This window comes from Achromobacter sp. 46006, assembly GCF_059761975.1.
In genome coordinates, this window is record NZ_JCBANN010000003.1 from 37,759 (window position 1) to 56,486 (window position 18,728).

Genomic DNA, 18,728 nt, shown 5'->3' on the forward strand with positions numbered 1-18,728 from the left:
CACCCAGTCCGCGCCGCGGCGCAGCGCCGCGCGGACCGCCGGAGACCATCATGAGCTTTGCCGATATCTGGTTGTTCCTGCAGCAGGGGGTGCTGTCGGGACTGGTGACGGGCAGCGTGTACGCGCTGCTGGCGGTCGCCGTTGTCATCATTTTCAAGACCACCGACGTGCCCAACTTCGCCCAGGGCGAGATCTTCATGGTCGGGGGCTACATCGCCCTGTTCCTGACCCTGGTGATGGGCTGGCCCTACCTGGTGGTCATCCCGGTGACGCTGGCCGTGGTGGCCGTGGTCTCCGGCCTGTTCCAGCGCATCGTCATGGAGCGCGTCATCGCCTCCAGGGGCGTGGGCGTGCAGATGGTGATTGCCACGCTGGGCCTGGCGTATGCGCTCAAGGGCCTGGTGCGCCAGAGCGGGCTGGGCGACACGCCACGCTCACTGCCGCCGCTGGCCCCGACCGACGCCATCCTCATCGGCGATGCCGTGCTGACCCAGTTGGACCTGGTGATCTTCGCCGTGGCGGTGGGCGTGATGCTGCTGTTGTACGGGATGTTCACCTACACCCGCGTGGGCAAGGCCATGCGCGCCGTCGGCATGAACCCCAAGGCCGCGCGCCTGGTGGGCGTGAACCTGACGCGCATCCGCATGATGGTGTGGGCGCTGTCCGGGCTGATCTCGGCCGTGGCCGCGCTGCTCATCACGCCCAAGATCCTGATCACCCCGGACATCGGCCACATCGCCATCCTGGCCTACGCGGCCGCCATCGTCGGCGGCATCACCAGCCTGCCCGGCGCGGTGGTCGGCGGCTTCGTGATCGGCGTGGCCGAGAACCTGGTGGGCCTGTTCATTTCGACCAACGCCATCGTGGTGGCGCCCTTCGTCGCCATCATGGTGGTGCTGCTGCTGCGTCCGCAAGGCCTGCTGGGCGGCAAACTGCAGGTGAAAAAAGTATGAAATCCAAGACCGACCTCGCCCTGCTGGCGCTGATGGCCGTGGCCCTGGCGGCCCTGCCGTTCGTTGCAAGTGGCTATGTGATCTATGTCGTCAACCTGCTCATGGTGTTCGTGGTGCTGGCCCTGGGCCTGCACATCGTCATCGGCGAAACCGGGCAGTTCGCCCTGTCCCACGCCGCGTTCTACGGCGTCGGCATCTATACGGCCGGGCTGATCAACAACCTGTGGCATCCGCCCTTCTTCCTGTCGATCGTGGCGGGCGGGCTGCTGGCCGCGCTGCTCGGCTACGTCATTGGCGCCCTGGCGCTGCGCATGCGCGACATCTACCTGGCGCTGTCGACCTTCGCCTTCGGCGAGGCGATGCAGTGGGTGTTCCTGAACTGGCAGTCGGTGACCAATGGCTCGAACGGCTTCCGCATTTCGCCGGCCACGCTGTTCGGCTATGAATTGGTGTCGGACATCAAGGCCTATCCGTTCGTGGTCGCGATCGCCGCGCTGCTGCTGTGGCTCACCGTGGCGCTGTCGCGCTCGCAGTTGGGCTCGGCCTTTCGCGCCGTGCGCGAGAGCGACGTGGCGGCGCAGGCCATGGGGGTGAACGTCAACGCCATCAAGCGCACCGCCTTCACACTGTCGGCCGCCTACGCCGGCGTCGCCGGCGGCATGTACACCACCTTCGCCTCGTTCATCCACCCGGAAAGCCTGGGCTTCCAGACCACCATCCTGATCCTGACCATGGTAGTGGTGGGCGGCATCGGCTCGGTGCGCGGCGCCATCGCCGGCGCGATCGGCTTCGGCCTGATCTCGGAGCTGCTGCGCCAGGCACTGTCGTTCCAGGAAATCATCTATGGCGTGATCCTGATGGGCTTCATGATGTTCGCGCCCAAGGGCCTGTTCGCCAGCCGCGAGGCGCGTCGCCGCGCGCCCCCGCCAGCCGCGCCGCTGCCCGCGCGCCAGGGGGCCACCGCCAAACCCACGCAAAGGAGCGCGGCATGAGCGCCCAACCCTATCTCGACGTCCAGGGCCTGACGGTGAAGTTCGGCGGCCTGACCGCCATCAACGGCCTGTCGATGCAGGTCGAGCGCGGTCGCATCCACGCGCTGATCGGCCCCAACGGCGCCGGCAAGTCCACCACCTTCAACTGCGTCTCGCGCTACTACCGGCCGACGCAGGGCCGTATCGTCTTCGACGGCGTCGACATCACGAAGAAGAAGCCGCACGAGATGGCCGCGCTGGGCGTGGCCCGCACCTTCCAGAACCTGGAACTGTTCAGCGCCCTGACGGTGCGCGAGAACGCGCTGCTGGGCACCTATGCGCACGGCGCCAACACGGCCTCGCGCCTGCTGCGCCCGGCCAATGCCGAGGCGCGCGAACGCGTCGAGCACCTGCTGGAACGCGTCGGCCTGGCCGACTTCCTCGACACGCCGGCATGCAGCCTGGACTTCGGCCGCCAGAAGATGCTGGAACTGGCGCGCGCGCTGGCCATCTCGCCCAAGCTGCTGTTGCTGGACGAGCCCGCCGCCGGCCTGCGCAACCGCGAGATCGAGACGCTCGACCGCATCCTCACCGAACTGTGCGAACGCGACGGCATCACGGTGCTGCTGGTCGAGCACGTAATGCAGCTGGTGATGTCGATCTCGGATCGCATCACCGTCATGTCGTTCGGCGAGAAGATCGCCGAAGGCACGCCCGCGGAGGTGCGCAGCAACCCCCGAGTCATCGAAGCCTATCTGGGCAAGGGAGCCGCCGGTGGCTGAGAACCTGCTTGAAGTCGAATCGGTCAGCGCCGCCTACGGCAATATCCGCGCCCTGCAGGATGTGTCGCTGAAGGTGCCGCAAGGCGCCATCGTCGCGCTGCTGGGCGCCAACGGCGCCGGCAAGTCCACCACGCTCAACGTAATTTCGCGGCTGGTGACGCCCACCGCGGGCAGCGTGCGCTTTGCCGGCGAAGCGATCCACCGCCAGCCGGCCGACGCCATCGTCAGCCGCGGCATCGTGCAGGTGCCGGAGGGCCGCGAGATCTTCCGCGAGATGAGCGTGCGCGAGAACCTGGAAATGGGCGCCTACCTGCGCCAGGACCGCCAGGCGGTCAAGGCCGACCTGGACATGGTCTGCGACAACTTCCCGCGGCTGCGCGAGCGCTTCGAGCAGAAGGCCGCCACGCTGTCGGGCGGCGAACAGCAGATGCTGGCCACCGGCCGCGCCATGATGGCGCGGCCGCGCATGATCCTGCTGGACGAACCGTCCATGGGCCTGTCGCCGCTGGTGGTGGAACAGATCTTCGACATCGTGCTGCGCCTGAACCGCGAACAGGGCATCACCATCCTGCTGGTGGAACAGAACGTGAAGCTGGCGCTGTCGGTGTCCAGCTATGCCTACATCCTGGAAAACGGCGAGATCGCGCTGCAAGGCGAATCGGCCGCGCTGGCCAGCGATGAAGGCGTGCAGCGCGCCTACCTGGGCGGCTAGGAGCAAACCATGACCCTGATGATGCAAGACAAGCGGGTTCTCGTCACCGGCGCCGGGCGCGGCCTGGGCGCCACCATCGCCCAGGGCTTCGCCCGCGAAGGCGCCAGCGTGATCGTGGCCGACCTCGACCCCGCCCTGGCCCGCGCCAGCGCCCAGGCCATCGCGGCCGCGGGCGGCCGCGCCATCGATGCCGCGCTGGACGTGACCGATGCCGCCGCGGTGCGCGCCTTCGCCGACGAATGCGAGGCGCGCCATGGCGCCATCGACGTGCTGGTCAACAACGCCGGCATCTCGGCGCGGGCGCCGTTCGACGATCCGCAGACGCCGCAGATCTGGGAACGCGTGATGAACGTGAACCTGCAAGGCACCTTCAACGTCACCCACGCCTTCGTCGAACAGCTCAAGGCCAGCCGCGGCGCCATCGTCAACCTGTGCTCGATCGTGGCCTACGGCTGCGGCATCTCGACCGCCGGCTACGTGGTCTCCAAGGGCGGCGTGCGCTCGTTCACCGAAGTGCTGGCGCGCGACCTGGCGCCGCACGGCGTGCGAGTCAACGCCGTGGCCCCCGGCCTGATGGAAACCGAGATGACCGCCGGCCAGCGCGCCCAGGCCAACGGCACCGACTGGTACATGCGGCGCGCGCCCATGGCGCGGGCCGGACGCGCCGACGAGATCGTCGGCCCCGTGCTGTTCCTGGCCTCGGACATGGCCAGCTACGTCAATGGCGTGGTGCTGCCGGTGGACGGCGGCTACCTGGCCGTATAGGAATCGATATGGAACCCCTTACCTCCCCCGGCACCGCGCTGGTCACCGGCGGCGCCAGCGGCATGGGCCTGGCGATCGTCGAACGGCTGGCGCGCGACGGTTTTCGCGTGGTTATGGCCGACCGCAACGCGGCCCTGGCCGACCAGGAAACCCAGGCGTTGCGCGCGCAAGGGCTAAACGTGGACTACCGCGTGGTCGACCTGGCCGACGAACACGCCACCCGCGCCCTGGTGCGCGAACTGGCGCCGCTGGCGGCGCTGGTCAACAACGCCGGCCTGTTCGACGAGCGCAAATTCTTCGACGTTTCCAGCGACGACTACCGCCGCATGTTCGACGTCAACCTGCTGGCGGTCGCCACGCTGACGCAGGAAGCGGCGCGCGACATGGCCGCCGGCGGCAGGATCGTCAACATCGCCTCGCGCGCCTACCTGGGCGCGCGCAACCATCCGCACTACGTGGCCTCGAAGGCCGCGCTGGTCGGCTACACCCGCGCCTCGGCCATGGAGCTGGCGCCGCGCGGCATCCTGGTCAACGCCATCGCCCCCGGGCTGATCGACACGCCGCTCTTGCGCAACCTGAGCGCCGAGCGCCTGGCGGCGCAACTGGCCTTGCAGCCCACGGGCCGCGCCGGCCAGCCGCGAGACGTGGCCAACGCGGTGTCGTTCCTGGCCTCGCCGCAAATGGACTTCATCACCGGCCAGGTGATTTTCGTCGATGGCGGCAAGTCGCTGGGCGGATCGGGAGCATAGGCGGCATGGACAGCATCAAGTGGGACAAGGAAGTCGACGCGCTCGTGGTCGGCTCGGGCGCGGGCGGCATGAGCGCCGCGCTGACCGCCAGCGTGGCGGGCCTGGACGTATTACTCATCGAGAAGACCGACCGCATCGGCGGCTCGACCGCGATCTCCGGCGGCGCGTTGTGGATACCGCTTAACTCGCAGACCGAGGCTGCCGGCCATCCGGACAGCTTCGACAAGGTCTGGACCTATCTGGCGCAAACCGTCGGCGACGGCGCCTCCGACGACATGAAGCGCGCTTACCTGGATGCCGGGCCGCGCATGATGGATGACCTGGTCGCGCGCGGCTTCCTGCAAGTGGCGGCACGCACCGCGTCGCCCGACTATTACCCCGACCTGCCCGGCGCCGCCATGGGCGGCCGCTCGCTCGATCCGGTGGAATTCGACGGCCGCAAGCTGGGCCGCCATTTCAAGACGCTGCGCGACCCGCTCAAGGAATTCACGGTGCTGGGCGGCATGATGGTCAGCATCACCGACGTGCGCCACCTGCTGCGCGCCACCCGCGCGTTCGCCTCGTGGCGCCACGCCATGAAGCTGGTGCTGCGCTATGGCGCGGACCGCCTGCGCGGCTACCATCGCGGCACCCGCCTGCTGCTGGGCAACGCGCTGGCCGCGCAACTGTTCCACGCCATGCTGGCGCGCAAGGTGCCGTACTGGCTGAACACGCCGGCGCTGGCGCTGCTGCGCGACGCCAACGGCGCGGTGCTGGGCGCCACCGTCGAGCACGAAGGCCGACGCATGCACATCCGCGCCCGCCGTGGCGTGGTCATGGCCACGGGCGGCTTTCCGTGGGATTCGACCCGCCGCCGCCAGACCTATCCCCACCCCACCGGCGACTGGTCGATGTCGCCGCGCGACAATACCGGCGACGGCATCCGCCTGGCCGAGGACGCCGGCGCGGCGCTGGGCCAGGGCCATTCCAGCCCCGCCTTCTGGGCGCCGGTGTCGATCCTGGAACAACCCGGCGGCAAGCGGCTGCATTATCCTCACCTGGTGTGGGACCGCGCCAAGCCGGGGCTGATCGCCGTCAACGGCGCCGGCCGCCGCTTCGTCAACGAATCGACCTCGTACCACGCCTTCGTGCAGGCCATGTACCGCAGCCACGAGCAGGTGCCGACCATGCCGGCCTTCCTGCTGTGCGACCAGCGCTTCATCGATACCTGGGGGTTGGGCCTGGCGCTGCCCGGCGGACGGCCGCGCCAGCATCTCATCGATGCCGGCTACCTGCTGCAAGGCGCAACGCTGGAGGCACTGGCGCAGAAACTGGGCGTGCCGCCCGATGCGCTGCACGCGACCGTCGCGCGCTACAACGAATACGCGGCGCAAGGCCTGGACCCCGACTTCGGCAAGGGGAGCACCGCCTACAACCGCTACCTGGGCGATCCCGAACACCAACCCAATCCCTGCCTGGCCCCGCTCGGCGCCGGCCCCTACTACGCGGTCAAGGTGTACGCCGGCGACATCGGCACCGCCTGCGGCATCGCGGCCAATGGCAATGCCCAGGCCGTGGATGCCAGCGGCCAACCGATACCCGGCCTCTACGTGGCCGGCAACGACATGCACTCGGTCATGGGCGGCGCCTACCCCGCGCCCGGCATCACGCTCGGTCCCGCCCTGACTTTCGGCTGGGTCGCTGGACAACACCTGGCCCATGGCCAACACTGACGCTCCCCTCCGACAAGGACTCCCATGAAGATCTACTTCTCGCCCGCCTCGCCCTTCGTGCGCAAATGCATGGTCATCGCCCACGAACTGGGCCTGGCCGATCGCATCGAGAAACTGCCCAGCGCCGCCGGCCCCGTGGCCCGCGACCAGAACATCATCCCCGACAATCCGCTGGGCCAGGTGCCGACGCTGATCACCGACGACGGCCAGCGCCTGTTCGACAGCCGCGTCATCTGCGAATACCTCAACGACCTGGGCAAGGGCGCACTGTTCCCCACCGGCGCCAGCCGCTGGGCCGCGCTGGCCGAGCAATCGCTGGGCGACGGCATGCTGGGCGCCGCGCTGCTGGCGCGCTACGAAACCGTGCTGCGGCCCGAGCCGCTGCGCTGGGACGGCTGGTACGAAGGCCAGATGGGCAAGGTGCGCGATGGCCTGGCGCTGCTGGAAAAGACCGCCGCCAGCCTGGAAGGCCGCCTGGACATCGGCACCATCACCATCGGTTGCGCGCTGGGCTACCTGGACTTCCGCTATCCCGATTTCGACTGGCGCGCCGGCCATCCGGCCGTGGCCTCCTGGTTCAAGGCGTTCAACCAGCGCCCGTCGATGCAGGCCACGTTGCCGCCCGCCTGAAGCGGCCCGGTTTGGGCCGGCGCCCAACCTGGAGATCCCGCCGGGCTCCAGGCCGGGTCCCGGTCTGGTACGGCGCGTCCCCTTGGGCCCGTCGCAAGCCCCTGGCTTTTTGCCAGGGGCTTTTTTTGCTTACAGATGGAAATGCCCGCGGCGCTGGCGCCGTCTATATTGAACTTTCGAGATACCGGCCAGACCAACCCGTACCCCTCATCGCACCGGGAGCCCACGCATGAACGTGACCGCCGTCTCCCCCATCAGCCGCATGGAAGCGCCGCATGCCGCGCGCATTCCGCTGCTGGACGATACCCGCCCCGTCTGGGAGGCCGAATGGGCCGCCCGCAACGCCGCCACGCGCCAGGCGCAGCGCAGCGCGCAGGCGCGGGCTGCCTGGCAGGCCCAACGCGTCGCCAGCACTGCCCTCGCGTCGCAGGCCGATGGCGCCGATGCCAGTCGGTCCGTCACCAGCACGCCGCCCCGGGCCATCGTCGCGGCCGCCGCGCCCCCCGCCGTCAACATCGACCAGTTGCGCGACCTGTACGCCGATGCGCGCATGCGCCGCGCGGTCGACGAATTCTCGGCGCGTCCCGATCCGCTCGCGCTGCGCGCCGGCAACGCCAACGACCTCGGCACCATCGAGGGCCTGACGCCGCTGCAACCCTACCGCGTGGCCATGGGCAATCCGCAGGTGCAGGAATTGCAGACCGCCGTGGCCATGAAGGCCGCCGGCCTGGGCATTCCCAAGGTCGAGAACATCGGCCCGACCGAGAACGCCACCGACAACGCCCGCTACCGGCCCAACGCGCGCACTTGATTGAACCGCGCAGGGGCGCACTGGCGCGAGACATGAAGGGCTCGTGTAGAGACGCCTCACACAACGCTCACGTGCGCCGCTGCGCCGATCCACGCAAGAAAAAAGCCGCCCACACGGGCGGCTTGTCACTTGCCGGACGGCGAGGTCCGATCAGTGGAAGAACTCGGCGATCATCGTCGCGCCCAGGAAGGTGCCGGCGTTGGCCGCCAGCGACACCACCACGATCTTCCAGCCCAGCTTGCGGAAGGCCGGCAGGTCCTTCAGGATCGACAGGCCGGCCATGGCCAGGATCACCGTCGTGAACGGCAGGAAGTTGACCTTGTTGACCGCCGCGATGATCTGGTCCGAGTACGGCAGCACGCCCGGGCAGCCCACGGTCATCGCGATCAGCGACAGCACGGCCACGGCCGGCAGCTTGGGCACCACGCGCAGCAGCAGGTCGGCAATCACCACCAGCAGGATGATGATCAGCATGCCGGGCAGCGCATCCAGGATCGGCACCTTGTAGCCGAACTGGTTGCCGACCAGCGCGAACAGGCCGCACACGGCGTAGGCGGTCAGGCGGTCGCCGAAGCCCATCTTCACGGCGTGCGAGGGCGCGTCGGTCGCGGTGGCGGTGTCGGCGGCTTCTGCCTTGCCGCGCGAGAAGCGGCCCAGCACCGGCTCCAGCTTGCCGTACAGGAATACGGTCGTCGGCAGCGAGATGAACAGCGTGAAGTACACGCCCACCACCGTGGTCAGCAGGTTGGCGGCGGCGGCCAGCGCGGCCACCTGGTGCGCCACTTCCGGCGTCTGCTGCGAGGCGATGGCGCCCACGCCCGCGGCCATCATGCTGCCCGAGCCCACCCCGGCGCCCATGGCGAGCGAACGCGGATCGAAGATGTTCAGGCTGGTGATGAAGCCGGCCATCAGCGCCACGAACAGCGCGCCGATCACGGTGCCGGTGATGTACTCGGCCATCACGCCGCGCCCTTCGGGCGAATTCATGCCGTAGCGCTCGCCGATGATCGCCAGGCTGGGCTCGCGGCCCACCGAGAACGTCGCGCCGATGGCTTCGCGCTTGATGCCCAGCAGCAGCGCCAGCGGCAGGCCAATGGCCATGGTGCCGAAGAAGTGGCCGAATTCCTGGAACACCAGGGCCCAGCCGGCCTCGCGCACCTGCGGCAGCGAACCGCCGACCATCAGGCCCAGCTTGGCCAGGAACGGCAGCAGCGCGTATTGCAGATAGCCGCTGATGCGGGTCTGCATGGCGGTGTCGATACCCGCGTTGGCCGGCAGGCGCTGACCGAAGGCGGCCACGACCGCGCCGATGAAGATGGCCCAGAGCATGGGCTGCAGAACGATCTTGCCCGGGCCCACCGCGAAGGTGACGCTGCCGATCGCTTCGGACACGAGCACCACCAGCAAGATGGCGACAAGCATGCGGATGCGGCTCGATAGCGACATGGCGGGCATGGCCAGGCTGGCGCTGGCATGAGACATCGGATTCCCCTGAGTACGTGAGTAGGTATAGGCGCGGCCCGATCGCCATGTCCGTGGCGGATTTTCCCCCGGCGAAACGGCCTGCGCGGGGGACGGCTCGCGGCGCGAGCGGGCGGCTGCGGCGATTTTCGCCCGGGGGCCGGCGCGCCAACCATGACAGCGCCAGGGCTAATGTGTTGCGTAAAATGCAACGGATGCCCCTTGGCAGGGAATTTTTTGCAAGAACCAGCAATATATAAGGGTAAACCCTCAATATATTGCAGACCGAACCGATGCCTTTGCGCCACGGAGTACCGCCATGGACGAAAAACTCGACGCCCGCCGCACCCATTACTTCATGCAGGTCATGAGCCGGGGTTCGGTGCGCGGCGCCGCCGAAGTGCTGAACATGGACCCGTCGGCCGTCAGCCGCGCCATCGCCGCGCTGGAGCGCGACTGCGGCATGGCCCTGTTCGAACGCCGCGGCCGCGGCGTGGTGCCGACCGACGCCGGCCACATCCTGGCGCGCTACGTGAAGCGCCAGCAGAACATCCAGGAAAGTTTCTTCTCGGAGATCGACAGCCTGCGCAAGGCCGAACGCGGCCACATCGACCTGGTGCTGGGCGAAGGCTTCGTCGAACTGATGTTCGACCGCGTGCTGCCCGGCTACTGGCGCAGCCATCCCGAGGTGACGCTGGACATCGACGTGGCCCGCACCTCGGAAATCGTGCAGCGCATCGTCGACGACCTGGCCTATATCGGGCTGGTGTTCCAGCCGCCCAACGACGCCCGGCTGCGCACGCACTACTCGCGCCCCGAACCGATCCGCGCCATCGTGCGCCAGGACCATCCGCTGACGCGCCTGCAGCGCCCGCTGCTGTTGACCGACCTGGTCGACTACCCAGGCGCCTCGATGCAGGAAGGCTTCGGCGTGCGCCAGCACATCCAGGCCGCCGAGATCAGCGAACAGGTGCGGCTGCGCAACGTGCTGACCACCTCATCGTTCAAGGCCCTGTGGCAGTTCGCCGCCGCCGGTATCGGCTACGCCCTGACCCCGCCCATCGCCGTCACCGCAGACATGGCGGCGCAGCGCCTGGCCAGCCTGCCGCTGGCCAACCCCATCCTCAACCAGGGCAGCCTGCACGTGCTCAGCCGCGCCGGCCGCCACATCTCGCCGGCGGCGCGCGAATTGCTGGACCACATCGTGCGCGGCATCGGCACGCCCGCCGACGCCATCTGATACGGTCTCCTGGCGCGAATCTGCATCTGCCCCGTTCGCGCGGGGGCGGCTACAGTCGGTCCATCCCCTGTCTGGAGCCCCCCCATGCTCAGCTTCCTGCGCACGGTCAAATCCGTCCTGTGGGGCTTTTTCGGCGTGCGCCGCGGCCGCGGCTACGACGCCGACATCGCCCACAACAAGCCCGCCCCGCTGATCCTCACCGGCCTGTTGATGGCGGCCTGCCTGGTCGCGATCCTGGTGCTGGTGGCGCGCTGGGCGGTGAGTGCCGCGCTGTAGCAACGGCGCGAGGACGCATCTGCGCGAAATAGCCGGGCCGCGCGCCCGGCGCGCGTGGCTGGGCCCCTCCTGTCCAGGGGGCAGCGAAACGGCCCGGCCTTTGCGAATATCCGCCCCCGGCGCGGGGGCATACCGTTATTACCAGAATGACTTAGACGGTCGAAGCGGCTGCCTGTTACGGTTATGAATCCCCCAAACCCCGCCCCCGGCGGGCCACGCTTGCGGGGACCCGACCGAGAAGACCTCAAGGGCAGTAGACATGTACGTGTATGACCCCGTCGACCAGCAGCTCGTCGAGCAGCGTGTGGCGCAGTTCGCCGACCAGACGCGCCGCTTCCTCGACGGCCAGCTCACCGAAGATGAATTCCGCGTCCTGCGCCTGCAGAACGGCCTGTACATCCAGCGCCACGCGCCGATGCTGCGGGTGGCCATCCCCTACGGCATCCTGGCTTCGCGCCAGTTGCGCACCCTGGCGCACATCGCGCGCAAGTGGGACCGCGGCTATGGCCACTTCAGCACGCGCCAGAACATCCAATTCAACTGGCCCAGGCTGGAAGACGTGCCGGACATCCTGGCCGAACTGGCCACGGTGCAGATGCACGCCATCCAGACCAGCGGCAACTGTATCCGCAACACCACCACCGACCACTTCGCCGGCGTCGCGCCGGACGAGCTGATCGACCCGCTGGTGTGGTGCGAGATCATCCGCCAGTGGTCCACGCTGCACCCCGAATTCGCGTTCCTGCCGCGCAAGTTCAAGATCGCCGTCAGCGGCGCGGTGCAGGACCGCGCGGCGGTCGGCGTGCACGACATCGGCCTGCAGGCGGTCGAGCGCGACGGCAAGCTGGGTTTCCGCGTCTGGGTCGGCGGCGGCATGGGCCGCACGCCCATCGTCGGCAAGCTGATCAACCCCTTCGTCGAATGGCAGGACCTGCTGACCTATCTGCAGGCCGCGCTGCGCGTCTACAACCTGCATGGCCGCCGCGACAACAAGTACAAGGCGCGCATCAAGATCCTGGTGAAGGACCTGACGCCGGAAGTCTATGCGCAGCAGGTGGACGAACAGTGGCAGCTCATCAAGGGCGGCCCCGACACCATCACGCAGGAGTTCGTCGACACCATCGCCGCGCGCTTCATCTGGCCGCAATACGATGCGGCCGCGGCCAATGACACCGACAACACGGCGGCGCTGGCGGCCGCCGACAAGCGTTTCGCCCGTTGGCTCCGCACCAACGTGCATGCGCACAAGACGCCGGGCTACGCCGCCGTCACGGTCTCGCTCAAGGCCACCGGCGTGCCGCCGGGCGACATCACCGCCGACCAGATGGACGCGGTGGCCGCGCTGGCCGATGAATACGGCTTCGGCGAACTGCGCGTGTCGCACGAGCAGAACCTGATCCTGGCCGACGTGCGCCGCGCCCGCCTGCACGAACTGTGGGGCAAGCTCGAAGCGCTGAACCTGGCCACGCCCAACGTCGGCCTGCTGACCAACATCATCGCCTGTCCGGGCGGGGATTTCTGCGCGCTCGCCAACGCCGTGTCGATCCCCGTGGCCGAGGCCATCCAGCGCCAGTTCGACAACCTCGACTACCTGTTCGAGATCGGCGAGCTGGACTTGAATATCTCCGGCTGCATCAACTCCTGCGGCCACCACCACGTCGGCCACATCGGCATCCTGGGTGTCGATAAGGCCGGCGAAGAGTGGTACCAGGTCACCATCGGCGGCCGCCAGAACGGCGCCGCCAAGCCGCTGCCCGATATCGAATCCACAAAGGGCGGCGGCGCCGCCATCGGCCGCATCATCGGCCCCTCGTTCGCGCGCGAGCAGGTGCCGGGCGTGGTCGACCGCCTGATCCGCACCTACCTGGGCCTGCGCGACAGCGAGGAAGAACGCTTCATCGACGTGGTGGACCGCGTCGGCATCGATCCCTTCAAGCAAGACGTGTATTCCGACCCCGCCTTTGCCAAGCCTGCCCAGGAGGCCGCCCATGTCTGAGCCCTACGCCCACGACGCGCCCGGCCCGCACCTGATCCGCAACGGCCGGCTCGAAGCCGACAGCGCCCGCCCCTTCGTGCCCGATCCCGAAGTGGCGGCCGAAGGCCAGGTGCCGACCGACGAACCTGGCTGGATCGTGCCGCTGGCCACCTGGAAGGCCTCGCACGCCACGCTGCGGCGCCATCGCCACCCGGTCGCGGTCCTGCTCGAACCGGACGCCGACCTGCGCGACCTGCTGGAAGCCGACGGCAGGCTCGACCCCGCCGGCATCGCCTTCATCGCGGTGGACTTCCCGGTATATACCGATGGCCGCGGCTATTCGCTGGCCCAGTTGCTGCGCACCCGCTACCAATGGACCGGCGAACTGCGCGCCGTCGGCGACGTGATGATCGACACCATCCACTACCAGGCGCGCGTCGGCTTCGACAGCTTCCTGGTCAAGCCTGGCCACGACCCGCGCAAGGCCCTGGAGGCGTTCAAGACCTTCACGGTGCATTACCAGAAGACCTACCGCGCGCCGGCGCCGGCCCAGGCCTGAGGCACACCCGCCGGCCTCGCCGCCAGAGAGACCGGATGTCGTTGCCGTCAATCCGCCTCGTCCTGCGCGCCCGGCAGGCTCCAGCGCTGGCGCCTGACCTCGTCCTGCGCCAACTGGCTACGGATCAACTCGGCGATGGCGCGCTGGCGCGGCGCCTGCATGCGGTCGATCAGGCTCGACACGCTCACGGCCAGCCGCGGATAGCCGCCGGCGTCGCACAACGCCACGCCAACGCCCAACACCCCCGGCACCGCGGCATTGCCCACCACCGCCCAGCCCCGATCGCGCGTGTTCCCGGCCAGCCGCCGCATCTGCGCCACCGTCATGCCGCCATAGGCGCGCAGGGCCTGCTCGTTCTGCGCGATCACCTCGTCGGCCTCGGCCGGCGGCAGCGCGCCCAACAGCGCCAGGCCGGCCGCGCCCACGCCCAGCGGCTGGCGGTGGCCGATCGTTACCGCCAACACCTGCACCGGGTAATTGCCCACCTCGCGATGCAGACATAGCGAATCGCCGCCGGCGCGGCAGATCAGGAATGCCGAATCGCCGCTGACATCGCTGATATGCCGCAACACCGGCCGCAGGCCGCGCACCGCCTCGGCGTGCGGGTCGCCGGCCAGCATCACGCCCAGTTCCGCCATGCGCCAATGCGGGGCGTCCGGTTCGCGCAGCGCATAGCCTTCCTGCGCCAGCACATCCAGGTAGCGGTACACGGTGGAACGCTGCATGCCGGCGGCGCGCGCGATGTCGGTGACATGCATGCCGGCCGCGCCCGCCTGGCGCAGTACGCCCAGCACCCGCAACCCGCGCCGCAACACCCGCGGCCCGCCGTCGTCGCTTTCCGGTTTGTTCATTTTCTGGACACCTTGCGTTGATGAGGCGCCTATCAAAGCCCAATATGAGGTCGGGCAGGCAAAGATCTGTCCAAATATTAGACAAACAGGACGGAGACAACCATGCAGACATTCAGCAAGCGGCTGGCCGCGAGCGTCGCGGCCCTGGCGAGCGCCCTGGCCTTCAGCACCCCCGGCCACGCCGCCAAGCCCTACCCCGAGCGCCCCGTGACCCTGGTGGTCGGTTATGCCGCGGGCGGCGCCACCGACATCGTCGCGCGGCTGGTGGCCAAGTCACTGGCCGAGGAACTGGGGCAGACCTTCGTGGTCGAGAACAAGACCGGCGCCAACAGCAACATCGGCGCCGAAATCGTCTCGCGCGCCGCGCCCGACGGCTATACCTTGTACGTCGGCTCGATCGCCAACACCATCAACCGCACGCTCTACAGCAAGCTGAACTACGACTTCGTCAAGGACTTCAAGCCTGTCGGCCTGCTGGCGACCATCCCGAACATCCTGGTGGTCAACCCCAAGCTGCCGGTCAAGACCGTACAGGAGTACATCGACTACGCCAAGGCCCATCCGGGCAAGCTGACCTGCGCCTCGTCAGGCACCGGCTCGTCCATCCACTTGTCGTGCGAGTTGTTCAAGATGCGCACCGGCACCGATATCCTGCACGTGCCATACCGTGGCAGCGGCCCGGCGGTGGCGGACCTGCTGGGCGGCCAGGTGGATTCGATGTTCGACAACCTGCCCTCGTCGCTGCCGCACGTGCAGGGCGGCAAACTGCGCCCCATCGGCGTGACCTCGCCACAACGCCTGGCGGTGCTGCCAGACGTCCCGACGCTGGCCGAATCCGGGCTGCCCGGCTTCGACGTCGAATCCTGGTTCGGCCTGATGGCGCCCGCGGGCACGCCGCAAGCCGTCATCGACCGCCTGAACCAGGCCATGAACAAAGCCCTGGCCAGCCCCGCCTTGCAGGCGTCCTACAAACAGGCGGGCTTCTACGCGCCCAAGCCGCCCAATACGCCGGCGACCTTCTCCAAGATGATCGCCAGCGAAATCGATAAGTGGGGCGCGGTGGTCAAGCGCGCCGATATCAAAGCCAACTGAGGAGCCGCAGGGTGTACCCGATCGATTTCTTTTTCCGCGCCGCCGAGCAGTATCCGGACCGGGTGGCGCTGGACGCGCCCGAGGGCCAGGTGACGTATGCGCAACTGGCCACCGACGTGCGCGCGCTGGCCGCGGCGCTGCAGGACCTGGACCCGGCGCCGCAGACCCGTGTCGCGCTCTGTGCCGGCAACACCGGCCGCCACATCCTGGCGTTGCTGGCGGTGCTGGCCAGCGGCAAGGTCTGGGTGCCGCTCAACACCCGCAGCACGGCGCGCGAGATCGGGCGCATCCTGGATGCCACCGAGCCGTCCATCGTCATGGTGGACGGCGCCGGCGACGCCCTGGTGGCGGCGGGCGCGCCGCACCGCGTCAGCCTGTCCGCTCCGGCCGCCGGGCTGGATGTCGAAGCGCTGTTGCGGCGCGGCGCCGGACGCGAACCCCAGCGCCACGCGCTGCCGCGCGACGCCACGCAGGCAATCAAGTTCACGGGCGGCACCACCGGCCTGCCCAAGGGCGTGATGCAGCCCTATCACGCTTGGAATGCCGCCATCATCAACCAGATCACCAGTTGGGCCCTGACGCCCGAGGACCGCTACGTGGTCGCCGCCCCGGTCACGCATGGCACCGGCACCTACCTCCTGCCCGTGCTGGCGTGCGGCGGCGCGCACGTGCTGCTCGACAGCGCCACGCCGGCCAGCATCACCGCGGCCTTCCGCGAGCGCGGCGGCACGCTCAGCTTCATGCCGCCCACCCTGATCTACATGATCATGGCGCAGCCCGGCGTATCGCGCGCCGATTTCCCCAAGCTGCGCAACCTGATCTACGGCGGCGCCCCCATGCCACCCGAGAAAATTGAACGCGCCCGCGCCTTCTTCGGCCCGGTGCTGGGCACCACCTACGGCCAGACCGAGGCGCCGCAGATCGTCACGGTGCTGCGCCCCACCGATCTGGAATCTCCCGAGAACCGCGCCTCGGTCGGCCGCGTCACCTGGCTTTCGGACGTCGCCATCATGGACCCGGCTGGCGCCCTGCTGCCGCGCGGCGCCATCGGCGAAGTGGTGGTGCGCGGCGACCTGGTGATGTCGGGCTACTGGCGCCTGCCCGAGAAGACTGCCGAAACCATCGTCGACGGCTGGCTGCACACCGGCGACACCGGCCTGATCGATGCGCGCGGCTACTTGTTCCTGAAGGACCGCCTGCGCGACGTCATCATCACCGGCGGCTTCAATGTGTACCCGGTGGACGTCGAAAATGCGCTGTCGGCCCACCCGGCCGTCTACGAATGCTCGGTCTTCGGCCTGCCCGACGAAAAATGGGGCGAGGCCGTCCATGCCGCCGTGCAACTGCACCCCGGCATGGCCGCGGACGCGGAAGCGCTCAAGGCCCACGTGCGCGGCCTGCTCGGCCCGGTCGCCACGCCCAAGCAGATCCACCTGCACGCCAGCCTGCCGCGCTCGCCCGTCGGCAAGGTGCTCAAGAACGCCGTGCGCGACGCGGCCCTCAAGGAATCCCCATGACCACGCCCGAAACCCGCCTCTGCGCCCATCACCTCACCGGTATGTCGTACCGCGACGTCGACCTCGTGGAAGACCTGATCGGCAAGAAGACCTTCACTGAAGTCATGATCATGCAGATCCTGGGCCGCGAAGCGCGGCCGGTGGACATGCGCATCGTCGACGCGGTGCTGGTGACGCTGATGGAACACGGCCTCACGCCCAGCGCCATCGCTACCCGCCTGATCTACATGAGCGCGCCCGAGAACCTGCAGGGCGCGGTCGCCTCCGGCCTGATGGCGGTCGGCAGCCAGTTCGTCGGCACCATGGAGAACTGCTCGCGCCTGCTGGACCGCATCCGCCAGGCCGCCGACGGCCGCGCCGAAGCGCTGGCGATCGCGCAGGAATTCCGCGCCAGCCGCCAGCCGCTGCCGGGCTTCGGCCACCACCTGCACAAGCCCGACGACCCGCGTTCGATCAAGCTGCTGGGGCTGGCCGAAGCCGAGCCGGACCTGCCCGGCGATTCGCTCAAAGCGCTGCGCCTGCTCGCAGCGGCGATCGACGAGACCTACGGCAAGCACATTACCATCAACGCCACCGGCGCGGTCGCCGCGCTGCTCAGCGAGATCGGCGTGCCCACGGCGCTGATGCGCGGTTTTGCGGTCATCTCGCGCGCCGCCGGCCTGGTGTCGCACGTGGCCGAGGAACAGCAGAGCCCGAGCGGCCGCTTCATCTGGGAAACCATCGACCACGCCATTCCCTACGTCGGCAAGGGCAAGTCGCACCAACGCGACGGAGATCCGTCGTGACGCCGCCCGCGCCCGATGCGCGGCTGGCCGGCAAGATCGCGCTGGTGGCTGGCGCCGGCTCCTCGGCGGCTGGCTGGAGCATCGGCAAGGCCAGTTGCGTGACCCTGGCGCGCCAGGGCGCGGCCATCATCGCGCTGGACGCCGACCTGGCGGCGGCCGAGGACGCGGCCGATGAAGTCGAACGGGCCGGTGGCACAGCGCTGCCCGTGCAGGCCGACGTGGCCGACGCCGATGCGATGCGCGCGGCGGTGGACGCGGCGCTGGCCCACTACGGCCGCATCGACGTGCTGCAGGCCAACGCCGGCATCGGCAAGGTCGGCGGTCCGGAGGACATCGATCTGGCGGACTGGGAGCGCATCCAGCGCGTCAACGTCACCAGCCTGCTGATCGCCACGCGCCTGCTGGCGCCCGTGATGCGTGCGCAAGGCGGCGGCGCCATCGTCACCGTCTCGTCGATCGCCGGCATCCGCTACACCGGTTATCCCCACCTGGCCTACAGCGTCAGCAAGGCCGCGGTGATCCACTTCGCGCGCATGGCGGCGCAGCAGTATGCGGCAGACGGCATCCGCGTGAACACGGTGATCCCGGGCCTGATCGACACGCCGCGCGTCGCGAAGAACGTGGCGGGCATGTTCGCCAAGGACGATCTGGAAGCCGCGCGCGCGGCACGCGACCGGCAGGTGCCGATGGGCCGCATGGGCACGCCGTGGGAAGTGGCGAACGCAGTGGCGTTCCTGGCCTCGGATGAAGCGTCCTACATCACCGGCACAGAGCTGCTGGTTGATGGGGGACTGACAGGCAAATACGCGTAAGACGGGCCGCGGGGCAAAACGCGGGCGCCACGCCCGCGTCGAGGCCGCGTGGCCGCCGACCGCGACCCGGCCGCC

The 18,728-nt window shown here is 68.9% G+C and carries 19 protein-coding genes; 17 read left to right on the forward strand and 2 right to left on the reverse strand.

The features are described from left to right. Nucleotides 1–50 precede the first annotated feature (50 nt). The 9 genes from AC6LKG_RS02490 to AC6LKG_RS02530 all read left to right on the forward strand — a co-directional run bounded on the left by AC6LKG_RS02490 (nucleotide 51) and on the right by AC6LKG_RS02530 (nucleotide 8,085). Nucleotides 51–953 carry a branched-chain amino acid ABC transporter permease gene (locus AC6LKG_RS02490; protein ID WP_498162473.1) on the forward strand — a complete coding sequence of 301 codons (903 nt, stop codon included), beginning with the start codon at nucleotides 51–53 and terminating at the stop codon, nucleotides 951–953. Then, nucleotides 950–1,945, forward strand: a complete 996-nt coding sequence (locus tag AC6LKG_RS02495; protein WP_498162474.1) for a branched-chain amino acid ABC transporter permease — start codon at nucleotides 950–952, stop codon at nucleotides 1,943–1,945. Before AC6LKG_RS02490 ends, AC6LKG_RS02495 begins: the two co-directional genes overlap by 4 nt. Further along, nucleotides 1,942–2,706 (forward strand): ABC transporter ATP-binding protein, encoded by a 765-nt coding sequence (locus AC6LKG_RS02500; protein ID WP_063581620.1) that lies wholly within the window; start codon nucleotides 1,942–1,944, stop codon nucleotides 2,704–2,706. Before AC6LKG_RS02495 ends, AC6LKG_RS02500 begins: the two co-directional genes overlap by 4 nt. Then, nucleotides 2,699–3,418 (forward strand): ABC transporter ATP-binding protein, encoded by a 720-nt coding sequence (locus AC6LKG_RS02505; RefSeq protein ID WP_498162475.1) that lies wholly within the window; start codon nucleotides 2,699–2,701, stop codon nucleotides 3,416–3,418. Before AC6LKG_RS02500 ends, AC6LKG_RS02505 begins: the two co-directional genes overlap by 8 nt. A gap of 9 nt (nucleotides 3,419–3,427) precedes the next feature. After that, entirely contained in the window at nucleotides 3,428–4,183 is a 756-nt protein-coding gene (locus AC6LKG_RS02510) for an SDR family NAD(P)-dependent oxidoreductase (RefSeq protein WP_498162476.1), read from the forward strand. 8 nt (nucleotides 4,184–4,191) lie between these two features. After that, nucleotides 4,192–4,932, forward strand: coding sequence for an SDR family NAD(P)-dependent oxidoreductase (locus AC6LKG_RS02515; protein WP_498162477.1), 741 nt, complete (start codon nucleotides 4,192–4,194; stop codon nucleotides 4,930–4,932). Nucleotides 4,933–4,937: 5 nt separating this feature from the next. Continuing rightward, entirely contained in the window at nucleotides 4,938–6,644 is a 1,707-nt protein-coding gene (locus AC6LKG_RS02520) for an FAD-dependent oxidoreductase (RefSeq protein ID WP_498162478.1), read from the forward strand. Nucleotides 6,645–6,668: 24 nt separating this feature from the next. Beyond that, nucleotides 6,669–7,274, forward strand: coding sequence for a glutathione S-transferase (locus tag AC6LKG_RS02525; protein ID WP_498162479.1), 606 nt, complete (start codon nucleotides 6,669–6,671; stop codon nucleotides 7,272–7,274). Between the two features lie 229 nt (nucleotides 7,275–7,503). Continuing rightward, entirely contained in the window at nucleotides 7,504–8,085 is a 582-nt protein-coding gene (locus AC6LKG_RS02530; protein WP_498162480.1) for a hypothetical protein, read from the forward strand. Between the two features lie 150 nt (nucleotides 8,086–8,235). Here the strand turns inward: AC6LKG_RS02530 and AC6LKG_RS02535 are convergent, their stop codons facing one another. Beyond that, nucleotides 8,236–9,567, reverse strand: a complete 1,332-nt coding sequence (locus tag AC6LKG_RS02535) for a DUF3100 domain-containing protein (RefSeq protein WP_498162481.1) — start codon at nucleotides 9,565–9,567, stop codon at nucleotides 8,236–8,238. Between the two features lie 298 nt (nucleotides 9,568–9,865). On the opposite strand from AC6LKG_RS02535, the gene AC6LKG_RS02540 reads away from it, so the two are divergent. From AC6LKG_RS02540 to AC6LKG_RS02555, 4 genes are all read left to right on the forward strand, one after another. Further along, complete coding sequence (locus tag AC6LKG_RS02540) at nucleotides 9,866–10,786, forward strand: LysR family transcriptional regulator (protein WP_498162482.1); 921 nt, start codon at nucleotides 9,866–9,868, stop codon at nucleotides 10,784–10,786. A gap of 84 nt (nucleotides 10,787–10,870) precedes the next feature. Next, nucleotides 10,871–11,062, forward strand: a complete 192-nt coding sequence (locus AC6LKG_RS02545) for a DUF2970 domain-containing protein (RefSeq protein WP_498162484.1) — start codon at nucleotides 10,871–10,873, stop codon at nucleotides 11,060–11,062. 259 nt (nucleotides 11,063–11,321) lie between these two features. Beyond that, nucleotides 11,322–13,058, forward strand: a complete 1,737-nt coding sequence (locus AC6LKG_RS02550; RefSeq protein ID WP_498162485.1) for a nitrite/sulfite reductase — start codon at nucleotides 11,322–11,324, stop codon at nucleotides 13,056–13,058. Continuing rightward, the gene (locus AC6LKG_RS02555; RefSeq protein ID WP_498162487.1) at nucleotides 13,051–13,596 is read left to right on the forward strand and encodes a DUF934 domain-containing protein; all 546 of its coding nucleotides are present in this window, start codon (nucleotides 13,051–13,053) and stop codon (nucleotides 13,594–13,596) included. The genes AC6LKG_RS02550 and AC6LKG_RS02555 overlap by 8 nt, the downstream gene beginning before the upstream one ends. A gap of 47 nt (nucleotides 13,597–13,643) precedes the next feature. On the opposite strand, the gene AC6LKG_RS02560 is transcribed toward AC6LKG_RS02555, so the two are convergent. Beyond that, entirely contained in the window at nucleotides 13,644–14,447 is an 804-nt protein-coding gene (locus AC6LKG_RS02560) for an IclR family transcriptional regulator (RefSeq protein ID WP_498162489.1), read from the reverse strand. Nucleotides 14,448–14,549: 102 nt separating this feature from the next. On the opposite strand from AC6LKG_RS02560, the gene AC6LKG_RS02565 reads away from it, so the two are divergent. From AC6LKG_RS02565 to AC6LKG_RS02580, 4 genes are read left to right on the forward strand one after another with little or no spacing between them, the layout of a single operon-like run. Then, a complete protein-coding gene (locus AC6LKG_RS02565) occupies nucleotides 14,550–15,539 on the forward strand; it encodes a Bug family tripartite tricarboxylate transporter substrate binding protein (RefSeq protein WP_498162490.1) in 990 nt (329 codons plus the stop codon). Nucleotides 15,540–15,550: 11 nt separating this feature from the next. Beyond that, a complete protein-coding gene (locus AC6LKG_RS02570) occupies nucleotides 15,551–17,056 on the forward strand; it encodes a class I adenylate-forming enzyme family protein (protein ID WP_498162492.1) in 1,506 nt (501 codons plus the stop codon). Next, nucleotides 17,053–17,841, forward strand: coding sequence for a citryl-CoA lyase (locus tag AC6LKG_RS02575; protein ID WP_498162494.1), 789 nt, complete (start codon nucleotides 17,053–17,055; stop codon nucleotides 17,839–17,841). The genes AC6LKG_RS02570 and AC6LKG_RS02575 overlap by 4 nt, the downstream gene beginning before the upstream one ends. Beyond that, a complete protein-coding gene (locus AC6LKG_RS02580) occupies nucleotides 17,838–18,653 on the forward strand; it encodes an SDR family NAD(P)-dependent oxidoreductase (protein WP_498162496.1) in 816 nt (271 codons plus the stop codon). Before AC6LKG_RS02575 ends, AC6LKG_RS02580 begins: the two co-directional genes overlap by 4 nt. Nucleotides 18,654–18,728: the final 75 nt, after the last annotated feature.